The 14867-nt window shown below is 54.0% G+C and carries 15 protein-coding genes; 7 read left to right on the top strand and 8 right to left on the bottom strand.

The window, feature by feature from the left end:
- Nucleotides 1-4 precede the first annotated feature (4 nt).
- From betA to J0X00_RS11695, 5 genes are all read right to left on the bottom strand, one after another.
- Nucleotides 5-1726, bottom strand: coding sequence for a choline dehydrogenase (betA, locus tag J0X00_RS11715; protein ID WP_282478097.1), 1722 nt, complete (start codon nucleotides 1724-1726; stop codon nucleotides 5-7).
- 9 nt (nucleotides 1727-1735) lie between these two features.
- A complete protein-coding gene (gene betB, locus J0X00_RS11710) occupies nucleotides 1736-3196 on the bottom strand; it encodes a betaine-aldehyde dehydrogenase (RefSeq protein WP_136487268.1) in 1461 nt (486 codons plus the stop codon).
- Nucleotides 3197-3219: 23 nt separating this feature from the next.
- Entirely contained in the window at nucleotides 3220-3822 is a 603-nt protein-coding gene (gene betI, locus J0X00_RS11705) for a transcriptional regulator BetI (protein WP_282478096.1), read from the bottom strand.
- Between the two features lie 266 nt (nucleotides 3823-4088).
- Nucleotides 4089-5879: an aminopeptidase P family protein gene (locus J0X00_RS11700; protein WP_136487270.1), complete on the bottom strand. Its 1791-nt coding sequence runs from the start codon at nucleotides 5877-5879 to the stop codon at nucleotides 4089-4091.
- Between the two features lie 156 nt (nucleotides 5880-6035).
- The gene (locus J0X00_RS11695) at nucleotides 6036-6986 is read right to left on the bottom strand and encodes a LysR family transcriptional regulator (RefSeq protein WP_136487271.1); all 951 of its coding nucleotides are present in this window, start codon (nucleotides 6984-6986) and stop codon (nucleotides 6036-6038) included.
- Nucleotides 6987-7133: 147 nt separating this feature from the next.
- On the opposite strand from J0X00_RS11695, the gene J0X00_RS11690 reads away from it, so the two are divergent.
- Both J0X00_RS11690 and J0X00_RS11685 read left to right on the top strand, forming a co-directional pair.
- Nucleotides 7134-8294 (top strand): multidrug effflux MFS transporter, encoded by a 1161-nt coding sequence (locus J0X00_RS11690; RefSeq protein ID WP_206208438.1) that lies wholly within the window; start codon nucleotides 7134-7136, stop codon nucleotides 8292-8294.
- Nucleotides 8295-8413: 119 nt separating this feature from the next.
- On the top strand, nucleotides 8414-8695 hold the full coding sequence (locus J0X00_RS11685) for a hypothetical protein (protein ID WP_282478095.1): 282 nt from the start codon (nucleotides 8414-8416) through the stop codon (nucleotides 8693-8695).
- A 180-nt stretch (nucleotides 8696-8875) separates the two neighbouring features.
- Here the strand turns inward: J0X00_RS11685 and asnC are convergent, their stop codons facing one another.
- Nucleotides 8876-9340, bottom strand: coding sequence for a transcriptional regulator AsnC (gene asnC / locus J0X00_RS11680; RefSeq protein ID WP_136487274.1), 465 nt, complete (start codon nucleotides 9338-9340; stop codon nucleotides 8876-8878).
- Nucleotides 9341-9568: 228 nt separating this feature from the next.
- Between asnC and J0X00_RS11675 the strand changes: the two genes are divergently transcribed.
- Nucleotides 9569-10351: a class I SAM-dependent methyltransferase gene (locus J0X00_RS11675; protein WP_136487275.1), complete on the top strand. Its 783-nt coding sequence runs from the start codon at nucleotides 9569-9571 to the stop codon at nucleotides 10349-10351.
- Between the two features lie 172 nt (nucleotides 10352-10523).
- A complete protein-coding gene (locus J0X00_RS11670; protein ID WP_282478094.1) occupies nucleotides 10524-10952 on the top strand; it encodes a hypothetical protein in 429 nt (142 codons plus the stop codon).
- A gap of 112 nt (nucleotides 10953-11064) precedes the next feature.
- Here J0X00_RS11670 and J0X00_RS11665 read toward each other — a convergent pair whose 3' ends face one another.
- Together J0X00_RS11665 and J0X00_RS11660 are read right to left on the bottom strand one after the other, a co-directional pair.
- On the bottom strand, nucleotides 11065-11949 hold the full coding sequence (locus J0X00_RS11665) for a carboxylate/amino acid/amine transporter (protein ID WP_282478093.1): 885 nt from the start codon (nucleotides 11947-11949) through the stop codon (nucleotides 11065-11067).
- Between the two features lie 57 nt (nucleotides 11950-12006).
- Nucleotides 12007-12432 (bottom strand): universal stress protein, encoded by a 426-nt coding sequence (locus tag J0X00_RS11660; protein ID WP_136487278.1) that lies wholly within the window; start codon nucleotides 12430-12432, stop codon nucleotides 12007-12009.
- Between the two features lie 163 nt (nucleotides 12433-12595).
- Here J0X00_RS11660 and ftnA point away from each other — a divergent pair, with 163 nt between their 5' ends.
- The 3 genes from ftnA (at nucleotide 12596) to J0X00_RS11645 (ending at nucleotide 14815) form a co-directional block, all read left to right on the top strand.
- On the top strand, nucleotides 12596-13123 hold the full coding sequence (gene ftnA / locus J0X00_RS11655) for a non-heme ferritin (RefSeq protein ID WP_136487279.1): 528 nt from the start codon (nucleotides 12596-12598) through the stop codon (nucleotides 13121-13123).
- A gap of 77 nt (nucleotides 13124-13200) precedes the next feature.
- Entirely contained in the window at nucleotides 13201-13524 is a 324-nt protein-coding gene (gene uspB / locus J0X00_RS11650; RefSeq protein WP_136487280.1) for a universal stress protein UspB, read from the top strand.
- 103 nt (nucleotides 13525-13627) lie between these two features.
- On the top strand, nucleotides 13628-14815 hold the full coding sequence (locus J0X00_RS11645; protein ID WP_168797050.1) for an NAD(P)/FAD-dependent oxidoreductase: 1188 nt from the start codon (nucleotides 13628-13630) through the stop codon (nucleotides 14813-14815).
- Nucleotides 14816-14867: the final 52 nt, after the last annotated feature.

The raw sequence follows: 14867 nt of genomic DNA, 5'->3' as shown, positions 1-14867 counted from the left end.
GTCCTTATTTTATCATTAATTCCACACCGGACTGCGTGTCTAGCGCACGCTGCGGTGGTGTTTCTCTTTGTTGGGTCTGCCAGTGCGCAGCGATCCACACCGGCTCTGGTTCGGCAGGAAGCGGCGCAGTCCCGAGTAGCATGTCGGCAGCGCGCTCGGCGACCATAATGGTTGGCGCATTGAGGTTACCGTTAGGAATGGTCGGGAACACGGAGGAGTCGACCACCCGCAAGCCGGCAATGCCGCGTACCCGGCACGCTTCATCCAGCACCGCCATTACATCATCGGCTGCCCCCATTTTGCAGCTGCATGACGGGTGGTAAGCACTCTCGACATTCTGTTTTACCCAGGCATCGATTTCGGCATCAGTGCTGATGGTGTTGCCTGGCTGGATTTCAGCGCCGCGATACTCATCCAGCGCTTGCTGGGCGAGGATTTCACGCGTGAGGCGGATACAGTCACGCCAGTCCTGGATATCTTGCTGTTCAGACAGATAACGGAACAGAATGGCCGGTTTATCGGCCGGATCGGCGGAGCGAATCCACACCCGGCCGCGACTGAGTGGCTTATTCGGGCCGACATGGACCTGAAAGCCGTGACCGTCGAAGGCGGTGCGACCATCATACCGCATGGCGGCTGGTAAGAAGTGGTATTGCAGATTGGGCCATTTCAGTCCGGCCCGCGAGCGGATAAAGGCGCATGACTCGAAATGATTGGTGGCACCCAGGCCTTGCCTGGTCAGCAGCCATTGCGCCCCGATCATGCCTTTACTGACCAGGCCCAGTTTGCTGTTAAGGGTGATCGGCTGCTGACAGCGATACTGGAAATAGATTTCCAGGTGATCCTGCAGGTTTTCACCCACTCCGGGTAATTCATGTTCCACTTTGACACCGGCATTTTCCAGCACATCACGCGGGCCGATACCAGACAGCTGCAACAGCTGTGGTGAGCCGATGGAGCCAGCGCACGACACGACTTCCTGTGTTGCTGTGGCGGTTTCAATCCGGCCATTACGTTCAAACTCGACTCCGACCGCACATTTGTTTTCCAGCAGGATTTTACGCGTCAGTACTCCTTTGAGCAGAGTCAGGTTAGGACGCTTGAGCGCACGGCGCAGATAGGCGTTGGAGGTTGAGGCGCGTACGCCGTTATCCACCGTCATATGCATGGCGCCAAAGCCTTCCTGCTGGTAGCCGTTGTAATCTTTGGTGTACGGATAACCGGCTTGCTGCCCGGCATCGATGAAAGCCTGGTAGAGCGGGTTGAGTTCCATATCGTTGCCGTTACAGGTCGCCAGCGGGCCGTCACCGCCGCGGTACTCATCAGCGCCGCCGCTCCAGGTTTCTGCCTTCTTAAAATAAGGCAGGCAGGAGGCGTAATCCCAACCGGCCGCTCCCTGCTGTTGCCATTCATCAAAGTCACAGGCGTGACCACGGACATACACCATGCCGTTAATCGATGAACTGCCACCCAGCACTTTGCCGCGCGGGCAGTGCAGGGTCCTTCCGTCCAGACCAGGTTCGGGCAGGGATTCAAACTGCCAGGCATATTTGGCACTGTTCATCGGGTATGAGAGTGCTGTCGGCATCTGGATGAAGACACTTTTGTCGCCTCCGCCGGCCTCAAGCAGCAATACGGAATGTTCCCCGCTGGCGCTGAGGCGATCGGCCAGTACGCAGCCTGCCGACCCGGCGCCGATAATGATGTAATCAAATGTCTGGGTCATAACTGCTCCTCAGGCGTACGGGCCGGCAAAATCGTCCAGCTCAATCAGGACGCTTTTGGTCTGGGTGTAGTGGCTCAGGGTTTCCATACCGTTCTCGCGTCCGACACCGGACTGTTTGTAACCGCCGACCGGCATGGGTGCCGGAGAGTCACCCCAGGTGTTAACCCAGCAGATACCGGCTTGCAGCTGGTGGATCACGCGGTGCGCGCGTGACAGGTTCTGGGTGAATACGCCGGCGGCCAGGCCATAGTGGGTGTGATTGGCGCGGCGGATCACTTCCTGTTCATCACTGAACTTGAGTACCGCCATCACAGGGCCAAAGATTTCCTGCTGCACGAACGCCATATCGTCGCTGCAGTCGGTAAACACAGTGGGAGCGACGAAGTTACCATTGGCCAGACCGTTATCGGTGACCTGATAGCCGCCGGTCAGCAAGGTGGCGCCGCTGGTTTTGGCGCTTTGGATTGCGTCCAGAACCTTGTGCATATGATCGCGCGAGATCAATGCACCGATTTGAGTGCGCGGATCCTGCGGATCGCCGACGATCAGTTTTTCGCTGCGGATTTTGAGCTGATCAATGAAATCGTCGTACAGACTTTCATGGACAAAAACCCGGGTTCCGTTAGTACACACTTCGCCCTGAGTGTAGAAGTTTGCCACCATGGCCGCTGATACTGCCTGGTCGAGCTTGGCATCTTCGAACACCAGCAGTGGCGATTTACCACCCAGCTCCATGGTGACCGATTTGAGGCTGCGCGCACTGTCTGCCATGACCGCCTTACCTGTACCGGTTTCACCGGTAAAGGACACCTTGGCGATCGCCGGGTGGGCGGTCAGCATCTGGCCGACACGACCGTCCCCCTGGACGACGTTAAATACCCCGTCCGGCAGGCCAGCTTCGCTGAAAATCTGTGCCAGCTTCAGCGCTGTCAGCGGTGTTTCTTCCGAAGGCTTGAAGATCATCGCATTGCCTGCTGCCAGCGCGGGGGCCGCTTTCCACATTGCAATTTGAATCGGGTAGTTCCAGGCGCCGATACCGGCACAGATACCGAGTGGCTCTTTGCGGGTGTAAAAAAACTGATTGGCGCTGAGTGGTTGCTGTTCACCCTGCAGAGCGGGTGCCAGACCCGCAAAATATTCAATCACATCGGCACCAGTGGCGATGTCGACACAGTCTGCTTCCTGAATCGGCTTCCCGGTATCGAGCACTTCCAGTTGCGCCAGTTCATCGTTACGCTCGCGCAGTATACGCACTGCGTTGAGCAGGATTCGGCTGCGTTCCACCGCGCTCATCGCCGACCAGACAGCAAATCCGGCCTGGGCGGATTCGATTGCCTGTTGCACGTCCTGCTCGCTGGCGAGCCCCAAAACAGCCAGTGGCTGACCCGTTGCCGGGTTATATGAGGTAAAGGTTTCCCCGGACGACGCGCGTTGCAGCGAGCCGCCTATATAAAGTGATGCTTGTTCCATGTGAAGACCTTGTGGTTAAAGACCTAACTTGTCATCGGTGCGTGTTGCGCCAGTTGTATGTCTAGGTAATCGTTAATTAACAGTCGGGCTTGCTCGGCATTGATCCCGGCAGGGTTCAGTGCGCCGCGCAGCCAGATTCCATCAATCAGAGCCGCGATGCCGTGGGCCACCTGGTTAGCGCGGTGGCGGGGCAGAAGAGAATTCAATTCAATTTTAAGATGTGAGAGCAGACGCTTTTCGTTGACACGTTGTAAACGATGTAATTGTTCGTCATGCATCGAATAGGTCCAGAAGGCGAGCCAGGTTTTCACGACCTGACTTTCGGCCTGAAAGCCTAAGAAGTTGGCATTGACGATGGCATTGATACGCGCCTGATGATCATTTTTCGGCAGTTTGGCCAGTGCCTGAGTTACGGTAATCGAATGTTGGCGCAATATGGCGCGCATGGTTTCTTCCAGCAGGCCATGTTTGCCACCAAAGTAGTGATTGATGATCCCGGTTGAGACGCCGGCCTCGCGGCTGATCAGTGCGATGCTGGCCGCATGTAATCCCACTCGCTCGATGACTGCCATCGTGGCCTGAACCAACTGTGGCTTGCGTATGTCTGGCATTCCTACCTTGGGCATCTGCACTCCTTATCATTTTTAATTGAACGATTAGTTAAATATAACTTAGCCAAAAAATAATTAGATCTCAAATCAAATTGTTGAGTATTTAGTGTTCTATACGGTGTGGGTTTATATTTTATTTAAATAAAAACAATCTCTTAACCAGTAAATATTTTTTTGATTTGAGGTGGAAAGTTTTGAATTGTATACAAGTGACAAGAAGTGACAGGCAAAAAAAATCCCCGAGCGGCAAGGCTCAGGGATGAACAGTCGGATGGGACGGGTTATGGGTGCTGCAGTGGCTGGGTGGCCTGTTGCAGCCAGGCTTTCACCTCTCCGTCGACTAACGGACTGACTTCCTGCCACACCGTTTGATGATAGTGGTTGAGCCATGTCAGCTCAGGCTTGGTCAGCATGTTGATGTTAATCGCGCGCACATCGATCGGGCAGCGGGTCAGCGACTGAAAACCGAGGACGGAAAAATCACCCTGAGTGGCAAATTCGCTGACCAGCTCGAGGTTTTCTATCCGGATACCAAAACCGTCAGCACGGTAGTAACCCGGCTCGTTCGACACCACCATACCGGGGCGCAGTGCGACCGGGTTATGGACTTTGCTGATGCGCTGTGGCCCCTCGTGGACACTGAGGAAATGGCCGACACCGTGGCCGGTGCCGTGATCATAATCGTAACCGTGCGCCCACAGGTGCTGACGGGCCAGCGCATCGAGCTGGTGGCCGCAGGTCCCTTGCGGGAAGCGTGCTGTCGCCAGAGCGATGTGGCCTTTCAGGACTAGGGTGAACTGCTGTTTCATCTCGTCACTGACTTCGCCGATGGCGATGGTACGGGTGATGTCTGTGGTGCCGTCACTGTACTGGCCGCCTGAATCGACCAGATAGAGGCTGTTCATGCTCAGCTGACCCGGCTGTGGCTGGTTGATGTGATTGTAGTGACACATGGCGGCATTACTGCCAGCCGCGGAGATGGTATCAAAACTCAAATCGGCCAGGCTCGGATCGAGTTCGCGCAAGGCTTGCAGTTTATCGGCCAGTGCCGCTTCATCATGCAGACGTCCGGCGGCGACTTCGCTGTCGAGCCAGGCGAGAAATTTCGCCATCGCCGCGCCATCCCGGATATGGCACGCTTTCATACCGGCCACTTCCGTGGCGTTCTTGGCCGCTTTAGGCAGCAGACAAGGGTCGGCGTCACTGACTAGCTCAGCACCCGCGTTTTGCAGGGTGAGGGTAAACCAGGCATTGCTGGTGGCGGGATCCACCAACACGCGGCGTCCGCTCAGGGCTGCGAGCTGCTCGGGCAGAGCTTCAGGTGGATGGACACGAACCCCCGGACCGACGTGTTCGGCAAAACCTTGTGCCAGACGAGCCGGGTCGAGGAAGAAATCAACGCTGGCATCAGCATGGATGATGGCGTGTGACAGCAGAACCGGCAGGCGGGACACGTCCAGGCCACGAATATTCAGCAACCAGCAGATGGAATCAAGTTCGGTTAAAATGGCGCTATCTACAGTCTTTTTACGCAGAATTTCGGCGATTGTGTGGCGTTTTTCGCTGCTGGATGTGCCGACCAGTTCGTTGCCCATCAGGCGCATCGCAGAGACCAGAGGCTGCGGACGGTCATGCCACAGCTGATCAATCGCGTTGTGGTCATTGGCAATAAGCTGCAGTTCGCTGCCCAGTGTGGTTTGTGCCGCTGTCAGCCAGCTGGCGCGGTGCATACGCGGGTCATAACCGATTTTACTGCCTGTCGGCAGGCTCTGTTTCAGCCAGGCCAGGTAGGGCTCTTCAATCAGGTGACGGTATTCAAACCACTGCGCCGGAACCTGTTTGCGTACCTGAACGGTGTAGCGGCCATCGACGAAAATCGCCGCTTTGTCCCGGGTGATCACGGCGGCACCTGCCGAGCCGGTAAAACCGGTCAGCCAGTGCAGGCGTTCATTGTGGGCCGGCACATATTCGCCGAGGTATTCATCTTCGTGAGGGACGATCAGAGCGTCCAGACCCTGCTGGGTCAGCCAGTCACGCAGGGCGGTGACGCGTTGGGAAATAGAATCGGGCATCTGTGATTATCCTTATTAACATCCTTACTTATGGTGCATGGATTGCACGTCCGGGACGGAGCGAAATAAGCTACTCCTTTTATTATGACTGTGCAAATGTACGCCATGCGGGGTGTTGAATGATTTATCAGCCGGGTGACTGACTTTTCTAGCGCTTTACTGACTTTGGCGCAGGTGCAACGTTTTACTGTAAATGATCTGGCGCAGCCAGCTCAGAGCCGGGTCGTTATCACGGTCGCGGTGCCAGAATAAAGTATACGCCATCGGCGGGAATTCGAGCGGCAGGGGCAGTACGGCCAGCCCCATCTGCTGTGCCACCAACTGGGTAAAATGGCTGGGCGCAGTGAAGACAAAGTCGGTGTAGGTGCACAGACTGGCGGCGCTGTTAAAGTCCGGCACAGTTATGGCAATGTCACGTTCCAGCCCCTGATCGGCGAGGCGGTAGTCGAGCAGCCAGCGATCATTGCCGTCACAGCGCACCTGAACATGACGCAGCGCCAGATATTGCTGCAGATTCCACGGCTGCTGCAGCACCGGATGGTCACGGCGTACCACACACATCTGGCTGTCGCGATAAATTTCCTGCTCGCAGATATCGCTCGGCGGCAACATGGTCAGACGGGCATCATTAATATCGATGTCTTTGCCGGTCAGGCCCAAATCCAGCTCACCCAGTTGCAGTTTTTTAAAGGTCTGCTCGCTCCAGGTGTGAGTACTGATGTTGATGTTCGGTCCCTGATTGAAAATGGCCGGTAAAAAGTGGGGCAGAATCAGTGAGTAGACACTCTCTACGGCGGCAATGTGAAAGCGGTATTCGCTCGATTTAGGGCAGAACTGCTCCGGCTGGGTGATCAGTTCGAGCTGATTAACCAGAATATCCAGCTTGGGCTGCAGAAACACCACTTTTGGTGTCGGTTTGAGACCGTGTGAGGTGCGTACGAAAAGAGGGTCGTTGAACTGCTCGCGCAGTTTAGCCAGTGATTTGCTGACCGCTGACTGGCTCAGGCATAACCGATGGGCAGCACGGGTGACATTGAGTTCTTCACTGAGCACTTTCAGGCACACCAGCAGGTTGAGATCGATGCGGGCTAGCTTTTCAATCTTCATCTGATTTTCCTAAATGGAATAATAGGGATGATTATAAGCCATTTTTACTCATATCATGCCTGGTTTATAGTCCACGGCGAGATCTTAATCACTGAAGTTGGAGTAAACGTGAGCGTGACGCAATCTGTTGGTCCCGGCAAACTACAAATGGTGCTGCTGACCCTGCTGGTTCTTTTCAGCCCTTTGGCCATTGATATTTATCTGCCCGCCTTGCCGCAGATTTCGCAGACGTTTCACGTGGAACACGCTCTGGCCCAGGATACGATCACCTGGTTTCTGTTTGCTATGGGAATCGGCCAGTTGTTTGCCGGACCGTTAGCAGACAAACTCGGTCGTCGAACTGTTGCATTAGGAGGGATAGGTATCTACGCGTTGAGCGCTTTATTGGCGTGGAGTGCTCAAAACATCGAGTGGATGCTGACTGCCCGTCTGCTACAAGGCTTAGGTGCATGTGCAACATCGGTAGCAGCCTTTGCAACAGTTCGCGATATTTTCGGTCCGCATCGCAGCGGTAAAATGATCAGCTACCTCAACGGGGCGATCTGCTTTATTCCGGCCCTGGCGCCGATTCTCGGCAGCTGGCTGACCCAGCAGTTTGGCTGGCGCAGTAATTTCAGCTTTATGGCTGCTTTTGCGGTTGTAGTCGGGCTGCTGATGCTGGTCACCATGCGCGAAACCAACCCGACTACCGACAAACAGGCGGTGTTTAAACTGAGCCGCTACTGGTCGGTGATTAAAACCCCGTCTTTCCTGTTTCATGCCAGCTTGTGTCTGTTAGCAATGGCCGTCATTCTGGCGTATGTCACCTCTGCTCCTGTGGTGCTGATGACCAACCTGGGGCTGGATATGAACCAGTTCACCTTCTGGTTCGGCATCAACGCGGTCATCAATATTATCGCTTGTCTGACGGCGCCGCGCATTATGGACCGCTTTGGTACTCATACAACGCTGGTGATGGGCATTACGGCTCTGCTGGTGGCCGGTGTGAGCATGTTGCTGTTGGCTCAGGTGGCGACTCCATTCGCGTTCATGCTGCCAATTTTTATCTCTTCGATGGGGTTTGCCTGGGTGCTGGGGGCGGCAGCCGGTAAAGCACTGGCGCCGTTTGGTGATAAGGCCGGTACCGCGGCCGCTTTGTTAGGTTTGTTCCAAATGAGTGGCTCAGGTCTGGTGGTCGGTCTGTTGCAGCGGTTAGACTTGCAGCCGCAGATGCTGATTGGATTACATATGTGGCTGATCGCGCCAGCGTTGTTGGTTCTGTTTTCGAAAGCCGGGCGCGCCTGGCATCAGTGGGCACTGGACTCTTAGCTTCAGTTGCAGTGTTCGCTTGGGTAAATTCACCCTAAGGGCTATTTTCTAAACGACACAACGCGTGTATATTGTAGTTTCTTTCGTTCTTTAGAATAACTCTTTGGAATCTCTATACGATGTCTATGACGACCTACGAAATGGCTCGCATCTGGGAGCAGCTTGATGATTCACCAGAAAAAGTCATGTTTGGTAAATTGCTTGCGGAGTTGGGCAATCAAAGTAGCGAGCGCATTCGCAGCGCCGCGAAGCAAGTTCCGCTACCGGTACTGCGTGATCTGGTTTACCAGTTTCAGCAAGTGATCGATTCGCGCAAGCATGAACAGGTTGATCTGCTGGCAAAAGAGCTGGCTAAACAGGGCATCTCCGCTGACGAGTTGCTCGGCTACCTGAACAAGTAAGCGCTCTCGGGACTCTGCGGGTCCGCAATAGCGCTGAAATGATAAGCCCGGGCATTGCTCCGGGCTTTTTGCATTCTCGCTACCCACTGGCATTCTCGCTGGCAACTGGCATGCTAGCTGAGCAGCGGCATTGTGGCGGGTAGGTCTATCCTGCCAGTGTATGTGGTTGGTTTTGCTGCTTCAGGGATTGACGTTGCGGTTGATCGGGTTCTGCAGTGAAATCAGAGTTTCGGTTGACTGCACTTCGTCAATCGCCTGCAGTTTATCGATCAGGACATACTGCAGCTCTTCAATCGATCGGCACATCAGCTTGACGAAAATATTGTACGCCCCGGTGGTGTAATAGGCTTCGACCACTTCATCCAGTGCATTGAGCTTGGCCAGCGCCGAGTGGTAATCGCGCGCGGCATTCAGGTTGATACCAATAAAGCAGCATACGTCGTAACCGAGCTTTTTGGTGTTGACCACCACTTCGGTGCCCTGAATGATGTCGGCGGCTTTCATCTTTTCTATCCGTACATGGATAGTGGCCGGACTGACATTAAATTGTTTCGCCATCTCCGCGTAGGGAGTGCGTGCGTCATCCATCAAAATCTTCAGAATCGCACGATCCAATTCATCCAGTTTGGTTGATGCTAGTTGCATATAAAATCCTGGCGGTTGTTCAACGGTTGAGTGTTACCCTGGCTGAGGAGAGCAGATATCATCCTGAGTGATATCATTAATTGCTGATTGTGCCAAGTGGTGTCGCGGCCTGAGATGTTTTTTCGCGCTCTGTCCGGCACTTCCGGGCCCTGCAGAACCTTTAGCCGCGCCGGACAAAATCGGCTAAACTGGCGCCCAATCTAACTTTCTCTTTGCTGGAGTAACACCTTGCAGCTACAACTGATTTGTGAAGCCCCGCACCGTGCCCTGCAATTGCAGCATATCGCGCAGCGCTGGCAGTTGACCCACGATGCCAGCAGTGCGTTTGCGCTGGTTCTGACCGAAGAGCGTCTTGAACTGCGTAAAACTGATGAAGCGAAACTGGGCGCGATTTACGTCGACTGGGTGAGTGGTGCGGTGGCGCACCGGCGTAAATTCGGCGGTGGTAAAGGGCAGGCGATTGCCAAAGCGGCCGGGCTGAACAAAGGCGTAACTCCGACAGTGCTGGATGGAACCGCCGGGTTAGGACGCGATGCCTTTGTGTTGGCCTCGCTGGGCTGTAAGGTGCAGATGGTGGAGCGCCATCCGGTGGTGGCGGCGCTGCTCGATGATGGTCTGGCCCGCGCCCGAGAGGATGCGGAGATCGGTCCTTGGGTCTCAGAGCGGGTCAGTCTGCTGCATGCTTCCAGCCATGACGCGCTCGATAAACTGGCTGATGATGCCAGCTTCCAGCGTCCGGATGTGGTCTATCTTGACCCTATGTATCCCCATCCGGAGAACAAGAAAAAATCGGCTCTGGTCAAGAAAGAGATGCGTGTGTTCCAGTCTCTGGTGGGCGCCGACCATGATGCCGATGGCTTGCTGGCACCGGCGTTGCAATTGGCGACTAAGCGGGTGGTGGTCAAGCGCCCGGATTATGCCGATTGGCTGGCCGGGCAGAAACCGAGTATGGCGATTGAAACCAAGAAAAACCGCTTTGATGTGTACGTCCTGGCGGCGATGGGTGAGTGAGCGGATGAGTCTGTTGGCTTGCGGTCTTTAGTCTCTCGCTACCCTGGCCTTGCTCATTCTTGATTCACCCGCGGCAGTGATTAACATTCTTCACAATCAGAGCTTGCGTTTGGTCGCGCCCGGCGTTATATCTAACTAAGAATTATTCTTATTCTTACCGGAGCGTCACCTTATGGCCACACGTCTGTGCAAATTAAATCGTCGCGATATTGCCGCCTCGCTGGATGACATTCAGGCGATGGTGGCACAGCCTGGTTACATGTGCCGTTCTTGTGCCCGTTCCTGTGCGGATAAGTCGGCGTTGTGCAAACCCCAGGCGCTGGCCAAGCAGCACACTCAGCAGAAGTCACTGCTGCCGGTGGTTAATGTCGACAGTAAACCAGCCAAAGCGGCCAATAAGGCGGCGTTAAAGCTGGCGAAGAAGACGCTCAAAAAGCAGAAAAAGTATCAAAAGAAGCTGGAAAAAGTGCTTAAAAAGCAGCGTAAACTGATGCGCAAGCAGCAGGCATTGCAGTCTAAATTCAGTGTACTGCAGGAGGCGGGATCCGATCTGAACGTCACTCCGGTGCTCGATACAGGTTTCAGTGCGCAGATGCATTAATTGTCTGTCTCACAACCAATAAAAAGGCCCACTACCTCGGCAGTGGGCCTTTTTGTTGCTCCCGGCCAGCGAGTCATGGGCGGACACGTTGGGCATGCAGCAAAGCTGCGCCTTAACGGCTGGCGCGCTGGTAGCTGAGTTCGGCGCGACGTTTGACCCAGGTTTCATTGACCCACAGCGACAGCAGAATGATGGCACCGCCAATCAACAGACGCGGCAGATCGACATCCCGGTTCCAGATCAGAATATTGACCAACAGGCCGGCTGGCACCAGGGCATTGTTCATAATTGCCAGCGCGCCGGCATTGACCAGACAGGCGCCGCGGTTCCAGGCAAAATAACCGAAACCGGAAGCAACCACGCCAAGGTAAAGCAGGATGCCCCACTGCAGATGGGTGGTCGGCAGTCGTTCCGGATTACCGAGCAGCAGGAAGGCCACACTGGCGACCACTAACGCGCCGAGGTAGAAGTAACCGAAAATGGTGCGTTGTGGCAGCTCTACCTGTTCTTTTTCCATCACATATTTGTACAGCACCTGGCCGATGGCAAAGCAGATGTTCGAGCCCTGAACCACCATGAAGCCGAGGAAAAAGTTTTCATTCACTCCGGCAAATTTGATCACTGCCGCGCCGGCTACCGCAATCGCAGCCGTCACCAGATACCAGGGTGAAAAGCGCCCTTTGAGCAAATCATAAATCAGGGTGACATAAATCGGTGTGAAAACGGTAAACAGCAGCACTTCCGGTACCGAAAGCAGCTCGAATGACGGGTAGTAGAAGCAGTACATCAGACCGAGCTGAAAACCACCGGCTGCCATCAGTTTCAGCGCCAGTTTGCCCGGCACCTGCTTGAATTTGAGGAAAGGTAGAAAGACGACACTGGCCAGTGCAATCCGGATCCAGACCGAAAACCAGGCATCGACCTGACCAGCCAGATAGACGCCAATCAGGCTGAACGAAAAGGCCCAAAGAAGGGTCACTGCAGACAAATAAATCATGATTAAAACGTTTCAATCGAAAAAGTGCCTGCAGTGTAACTGAGTTTTAAATCAGCGTCAGTCTTTGAGTGGCACTACCAGCAGGTCGACAGGTGAGCAATTAATAAGCTGACGGGTCGAGGAGAGCAGTTTACTCCAGAAATCCTGATGATGGCCGCACACCACCAGGTCAATCTGGAACTCTTTGATGGTATCGCACAGTTCGTTGTTGAGGTCACCGCTGCCGACCAGGGTATGTTTGATCGGGAAATTAGCGTACTGAGCCAGTTCCTGCAGTTGCTTTTGCGATGTTTCCATCGAGTGATGCTGGGTTTCCGCCAGATTGATGTCAATCAGGCCGGTGTAAAGTTCGGCGTAATTGACGTCGATATGAACAAAAGAGATCTCAGCATTGAGAGGCGTGGCCAGTGCAACCGCTTTGTCGATCAGGTGTTTGCTGTCTTCTGAAAGATCGATAGCAACTAAAATGTGTTGATAGCTCATAATGCTCGCTCCTAGTCAGTAATCCACTACAGATTAGCACCTCGGCGCGAAATTTTTTGCCATCCGGATCAAATATCCTTCGCCATTGGTGCAGGTCGCCTCACAATAGCGATTGAACATGTTATAGTCAGCTCAGTGATTTATAACGTATTAGGAGCGTCCGATGCTATCGCAAGCCATGGTTGAACAACTCAATGATCAAATTAATCTCGAATTTTTTTCATCCAATCTATACTTACAAATGAGTGCTTGGTGTGAGGACAAAGGATTTGATGGTGCGGCTGAATTTTTACGCGTCCATGCCGTAGAAGAGATGCAGCACATGCAACGTCTGTTCACTTACGTAAGTGAAACCGGTGCAATGCCTATCCTGGGTGCGATCGCAGCGCCAAAACACGATTTCGCGAGTCTGGGTGATGTATTCCGCGAAACTCTGGAACATGAGCTAATGATTACACAGAAAATCAATAAACTGGCACATGTGGCGTTCACATCTCAAGATTACTCAACGTTTAACTTCCTTCAGTGGTACGTGGCGGAACAGCACGAGGAAGAGAAGTTGTTTAAAGGGATTGTAGATAAGCTGGATCTGGTTGGTGAAGACGGTAAGGCATTGTTCTTCATCGATAAAGACTTGGCAGCATTGGCAAAAGCAGGCTCATCTTCGGTAATGGATGCCCCCGCTGGGTAATCATCTCAGCAAAAAGACCAATTGAAGCGATCGTCTTTTTCTCTGGGCATACTTACTCGAGGTGTAGGGAGGAAAAGATGATCAGTGGAGATATTCTTCTATTAGCGCTCATGATAGTAACCGGAGTCAACCTGTTACGTTATCTGACCGCGTTACGCTCACTCATTTATATCATGCGCGAAGCCCATCCGTTGCTTTATCAGCAAGTGGATGGCGGCGGTTTCTTTACCACCCATGGTAATGTGACCAAACAGGTGCGTTTGTACCATTATCTGAAAAGTAAAGAGTATCACCATCACCACGATCCGGTTTTTACCGGCAAATGTGATCGGGTGCGTGAGCTGTTTATCCTCTCTACCACCTTAGTGGTCGTGACGACAGTCGCTTCATTTATGCTGTAACACGGTCAATTGGCAAGCGGGGTTTTTGCCGTTAGAATACCGCCCCGAGTGAGTAAGGATGTGCGCTGCACATCCTTTTTTATTGCAGTTGAGTGTGGAAATTATGAGTGAAAAAGTCGATGTGGTGGTCATTGGAGCCGGTGCTGCCGGGCTGATGTGTGCGGCCGAAGCCGGTAAACGGGGCCGTCGGGTGCTGGTCATCGATCACGCCAAAAAACCGGGGCGCAAAATCCTCATCTCTGGTGGCGGACGCTGTAATTTCACCAACTACGATGTCTCGGCGGCCAATTACCTGTGCCGCAACCCGCATTTTGTTAAATCGGCGCTGTCGCAGTACACCAATTGGGATTTTATCGCCATGGTGAGCAAGTACGGGATCGACTTTGAAGAGCGCGATCACGGGCAACTGTTCTGCCTCGATTCCGCCAAAGATATTGTCAATATGCTGCTGGCTGAATGTGACCAGCCGACCATCAGCCAGCGCTATCAGGTTGAAACGCTTGACATCGCCAAGACCGAGAGCGGCTTTAGCCTGCATACTTCGGCGGGTGACATTGAGTGTGAGTCACTGGTGGTGGCGAGTGGTGGTTTATCGATGCCGAAACTGGGTGCAACGCCGTTTGGCTACAAGGTGGCTGAGCAGTTTGGTTTGGCAGTACACACGACCACGGCCGGCCTGGTGCCGTTTACCCTGCATGTTGAAGATAAAGAGGCGTTGGCCGAGCTATCGGGTATTGCGGTACCGGCAGAAATCCGCGCCGAATGTGGTCAGGTGTTTAAAGAAGCGCTGCTGTTTACCCACCGGGGTCTGTCGGGACCGGCAGTACTGCAGATCTCCTCGTACTGGAAGCCGGGCCAGGCAGTCACCATTAATCTGGTGCCGGACGTGGATGTGGAAGAGTTGCTGACCCGCTCGCGTGACAAGCATCCCAACCAGAGTCTGAAAAATACCCTGGCACGGGTGCTGCCAAAACGGCTGGTGGAAGTGCTGATTGAGCGTAAATGGCTGAGCGACAAACCGCTAAAACAGTTTAATTCCAAAGAACTGGCACAGATCACCACCACACTTGAGCAGTGGCGTATCGTGCCGAACGGCACGGAAGGTTACCGCACCGCAGAAGTGACCCTGGGCGGGGTCGATACCGATGCGATTTCCTCCAAAACCATGCAATGCAACAGCGTGCCCGGGCTCTATTTTGTCGGCGAAGTGATGGATGTCACCGGCTGGCTGGGCGGCTACAACTTCCAGTGGGCCTGGTCGAGCGGTTACGTCGCCGGACAATGGGTGTAACGGGCCTGAGACAAGAGTCACGGCCAGAAAAGACAGCCGCTTGGTATGCGCC

Origin of the sequence: Vibrio sp. ABG19 (genome assembly GCF_029962385.1) — a bacterium.
Classification (GTDB): Bacteria; Pseudomonadota; Gammaproteobacteria; order Enterobacterales; family Vibrionaceae; genus Vibrio; species Vibrio ostreae.
Note: the sequence above shows the minus strand (reverse complement) of the source record. Positions and strands in the feature narration are given on the sequence as shown.

Bases quoted from the DNA above. Each gene is read 5' to 3' on its own strand.
- betA (WP_282478097.1), bottom strand. From the start codon at position 1,726: ATGACCCAGACATTTGATTACATCATTATCGGCGCCGGGTCGGCAGGC.
- betB (WP_136487268.1), bottom strand. From the start codon at position 3,196: ATGGAACAAGCATCACTTTATATAGGCGGCTCGCTGCAACGCGCGTCG.
- betI (WP_282478096.1), bottom strand. From the start codon at position 3,822: ATGCCCAAGGTAGGAATGCCAGACATACGCAAGCCACAGTTGGTTCAG.
- J0X00_RS11700 (WP_136487270.1), bottom strand. From the start codon at position 5,879: ATGCCCGATTCTATTTCCCAACGCGTCACCGCCCTGCGTGACTGGCTG.
- J0X00_RS11695 (WP_136487271.1), bottom strand. From the start codon at position 6,986: ATGAAGATTGAAAAGCTAGCCCGCATCGATCTCAACCTGCTGGTGTGC.
- J0X00_RS11690 (WP_206208438.1), top strand. From the start codon at position 7,134: ATGGTGCTGCTGACCCTGCTGGTTCTTTTCAGCCCTTTGGCCATTGAT.
- J0X00_RS11685 (WP_282478095.1), top strand. From the start codon at position 8,414: ATGTCTATGACGACCTACGAAATGGCTCGCATCTGGGAGCAGCTTGAT.
- asnC (WP_136487274.1), bottom strand. From the start codon at position 9,340: ATGCAACTAGCATCAACCAAACTGGATGAATTGGATCGTGCGATTCTG.
- J0X00_RS11670 (WP_282478094.1), top strand. From the start codon at position 10,524: ATGGCCACACGTCTGTGCAAATTAAATCGTCGCGATATTGCCGCCTCG.
- J0X00_RS11665 (WP_282478093.1), bottom strand. From the start codon at position 11,949: ATGATTTATTTGTCTGCAGTGACCCTTCTTTGGGCCTTTTCGTTCAGC.
- J0X00_RS11660 (WP_136487278.1), bottom strand. From the start codon at position 12,432: ATGAGCTATCAACACATTTTAGTTGCTATCGATCTTTCAGAAGACAGC.
- ftnA (WP_136487279.1), top strand. From the start codon at position 12,596: ATGCTATCGCAAGCCATGGTTGAACAACTCAATGATCAAATTAATCTC.
- uspB (WP_136487280.1), top strand. From the start codon at position 13,201: ATGATCAGTGGAGATATTCTTCTATTAGCGCTCATGATAGTAACCGGA.
- J0X00_RS11645 (WP_168797050.1), top strand. From the start codon at position 13,628: ATGAGTGAAAAAGTCGATGTGGTGGTCATTGGAGCCGGTGCTGCCGGG.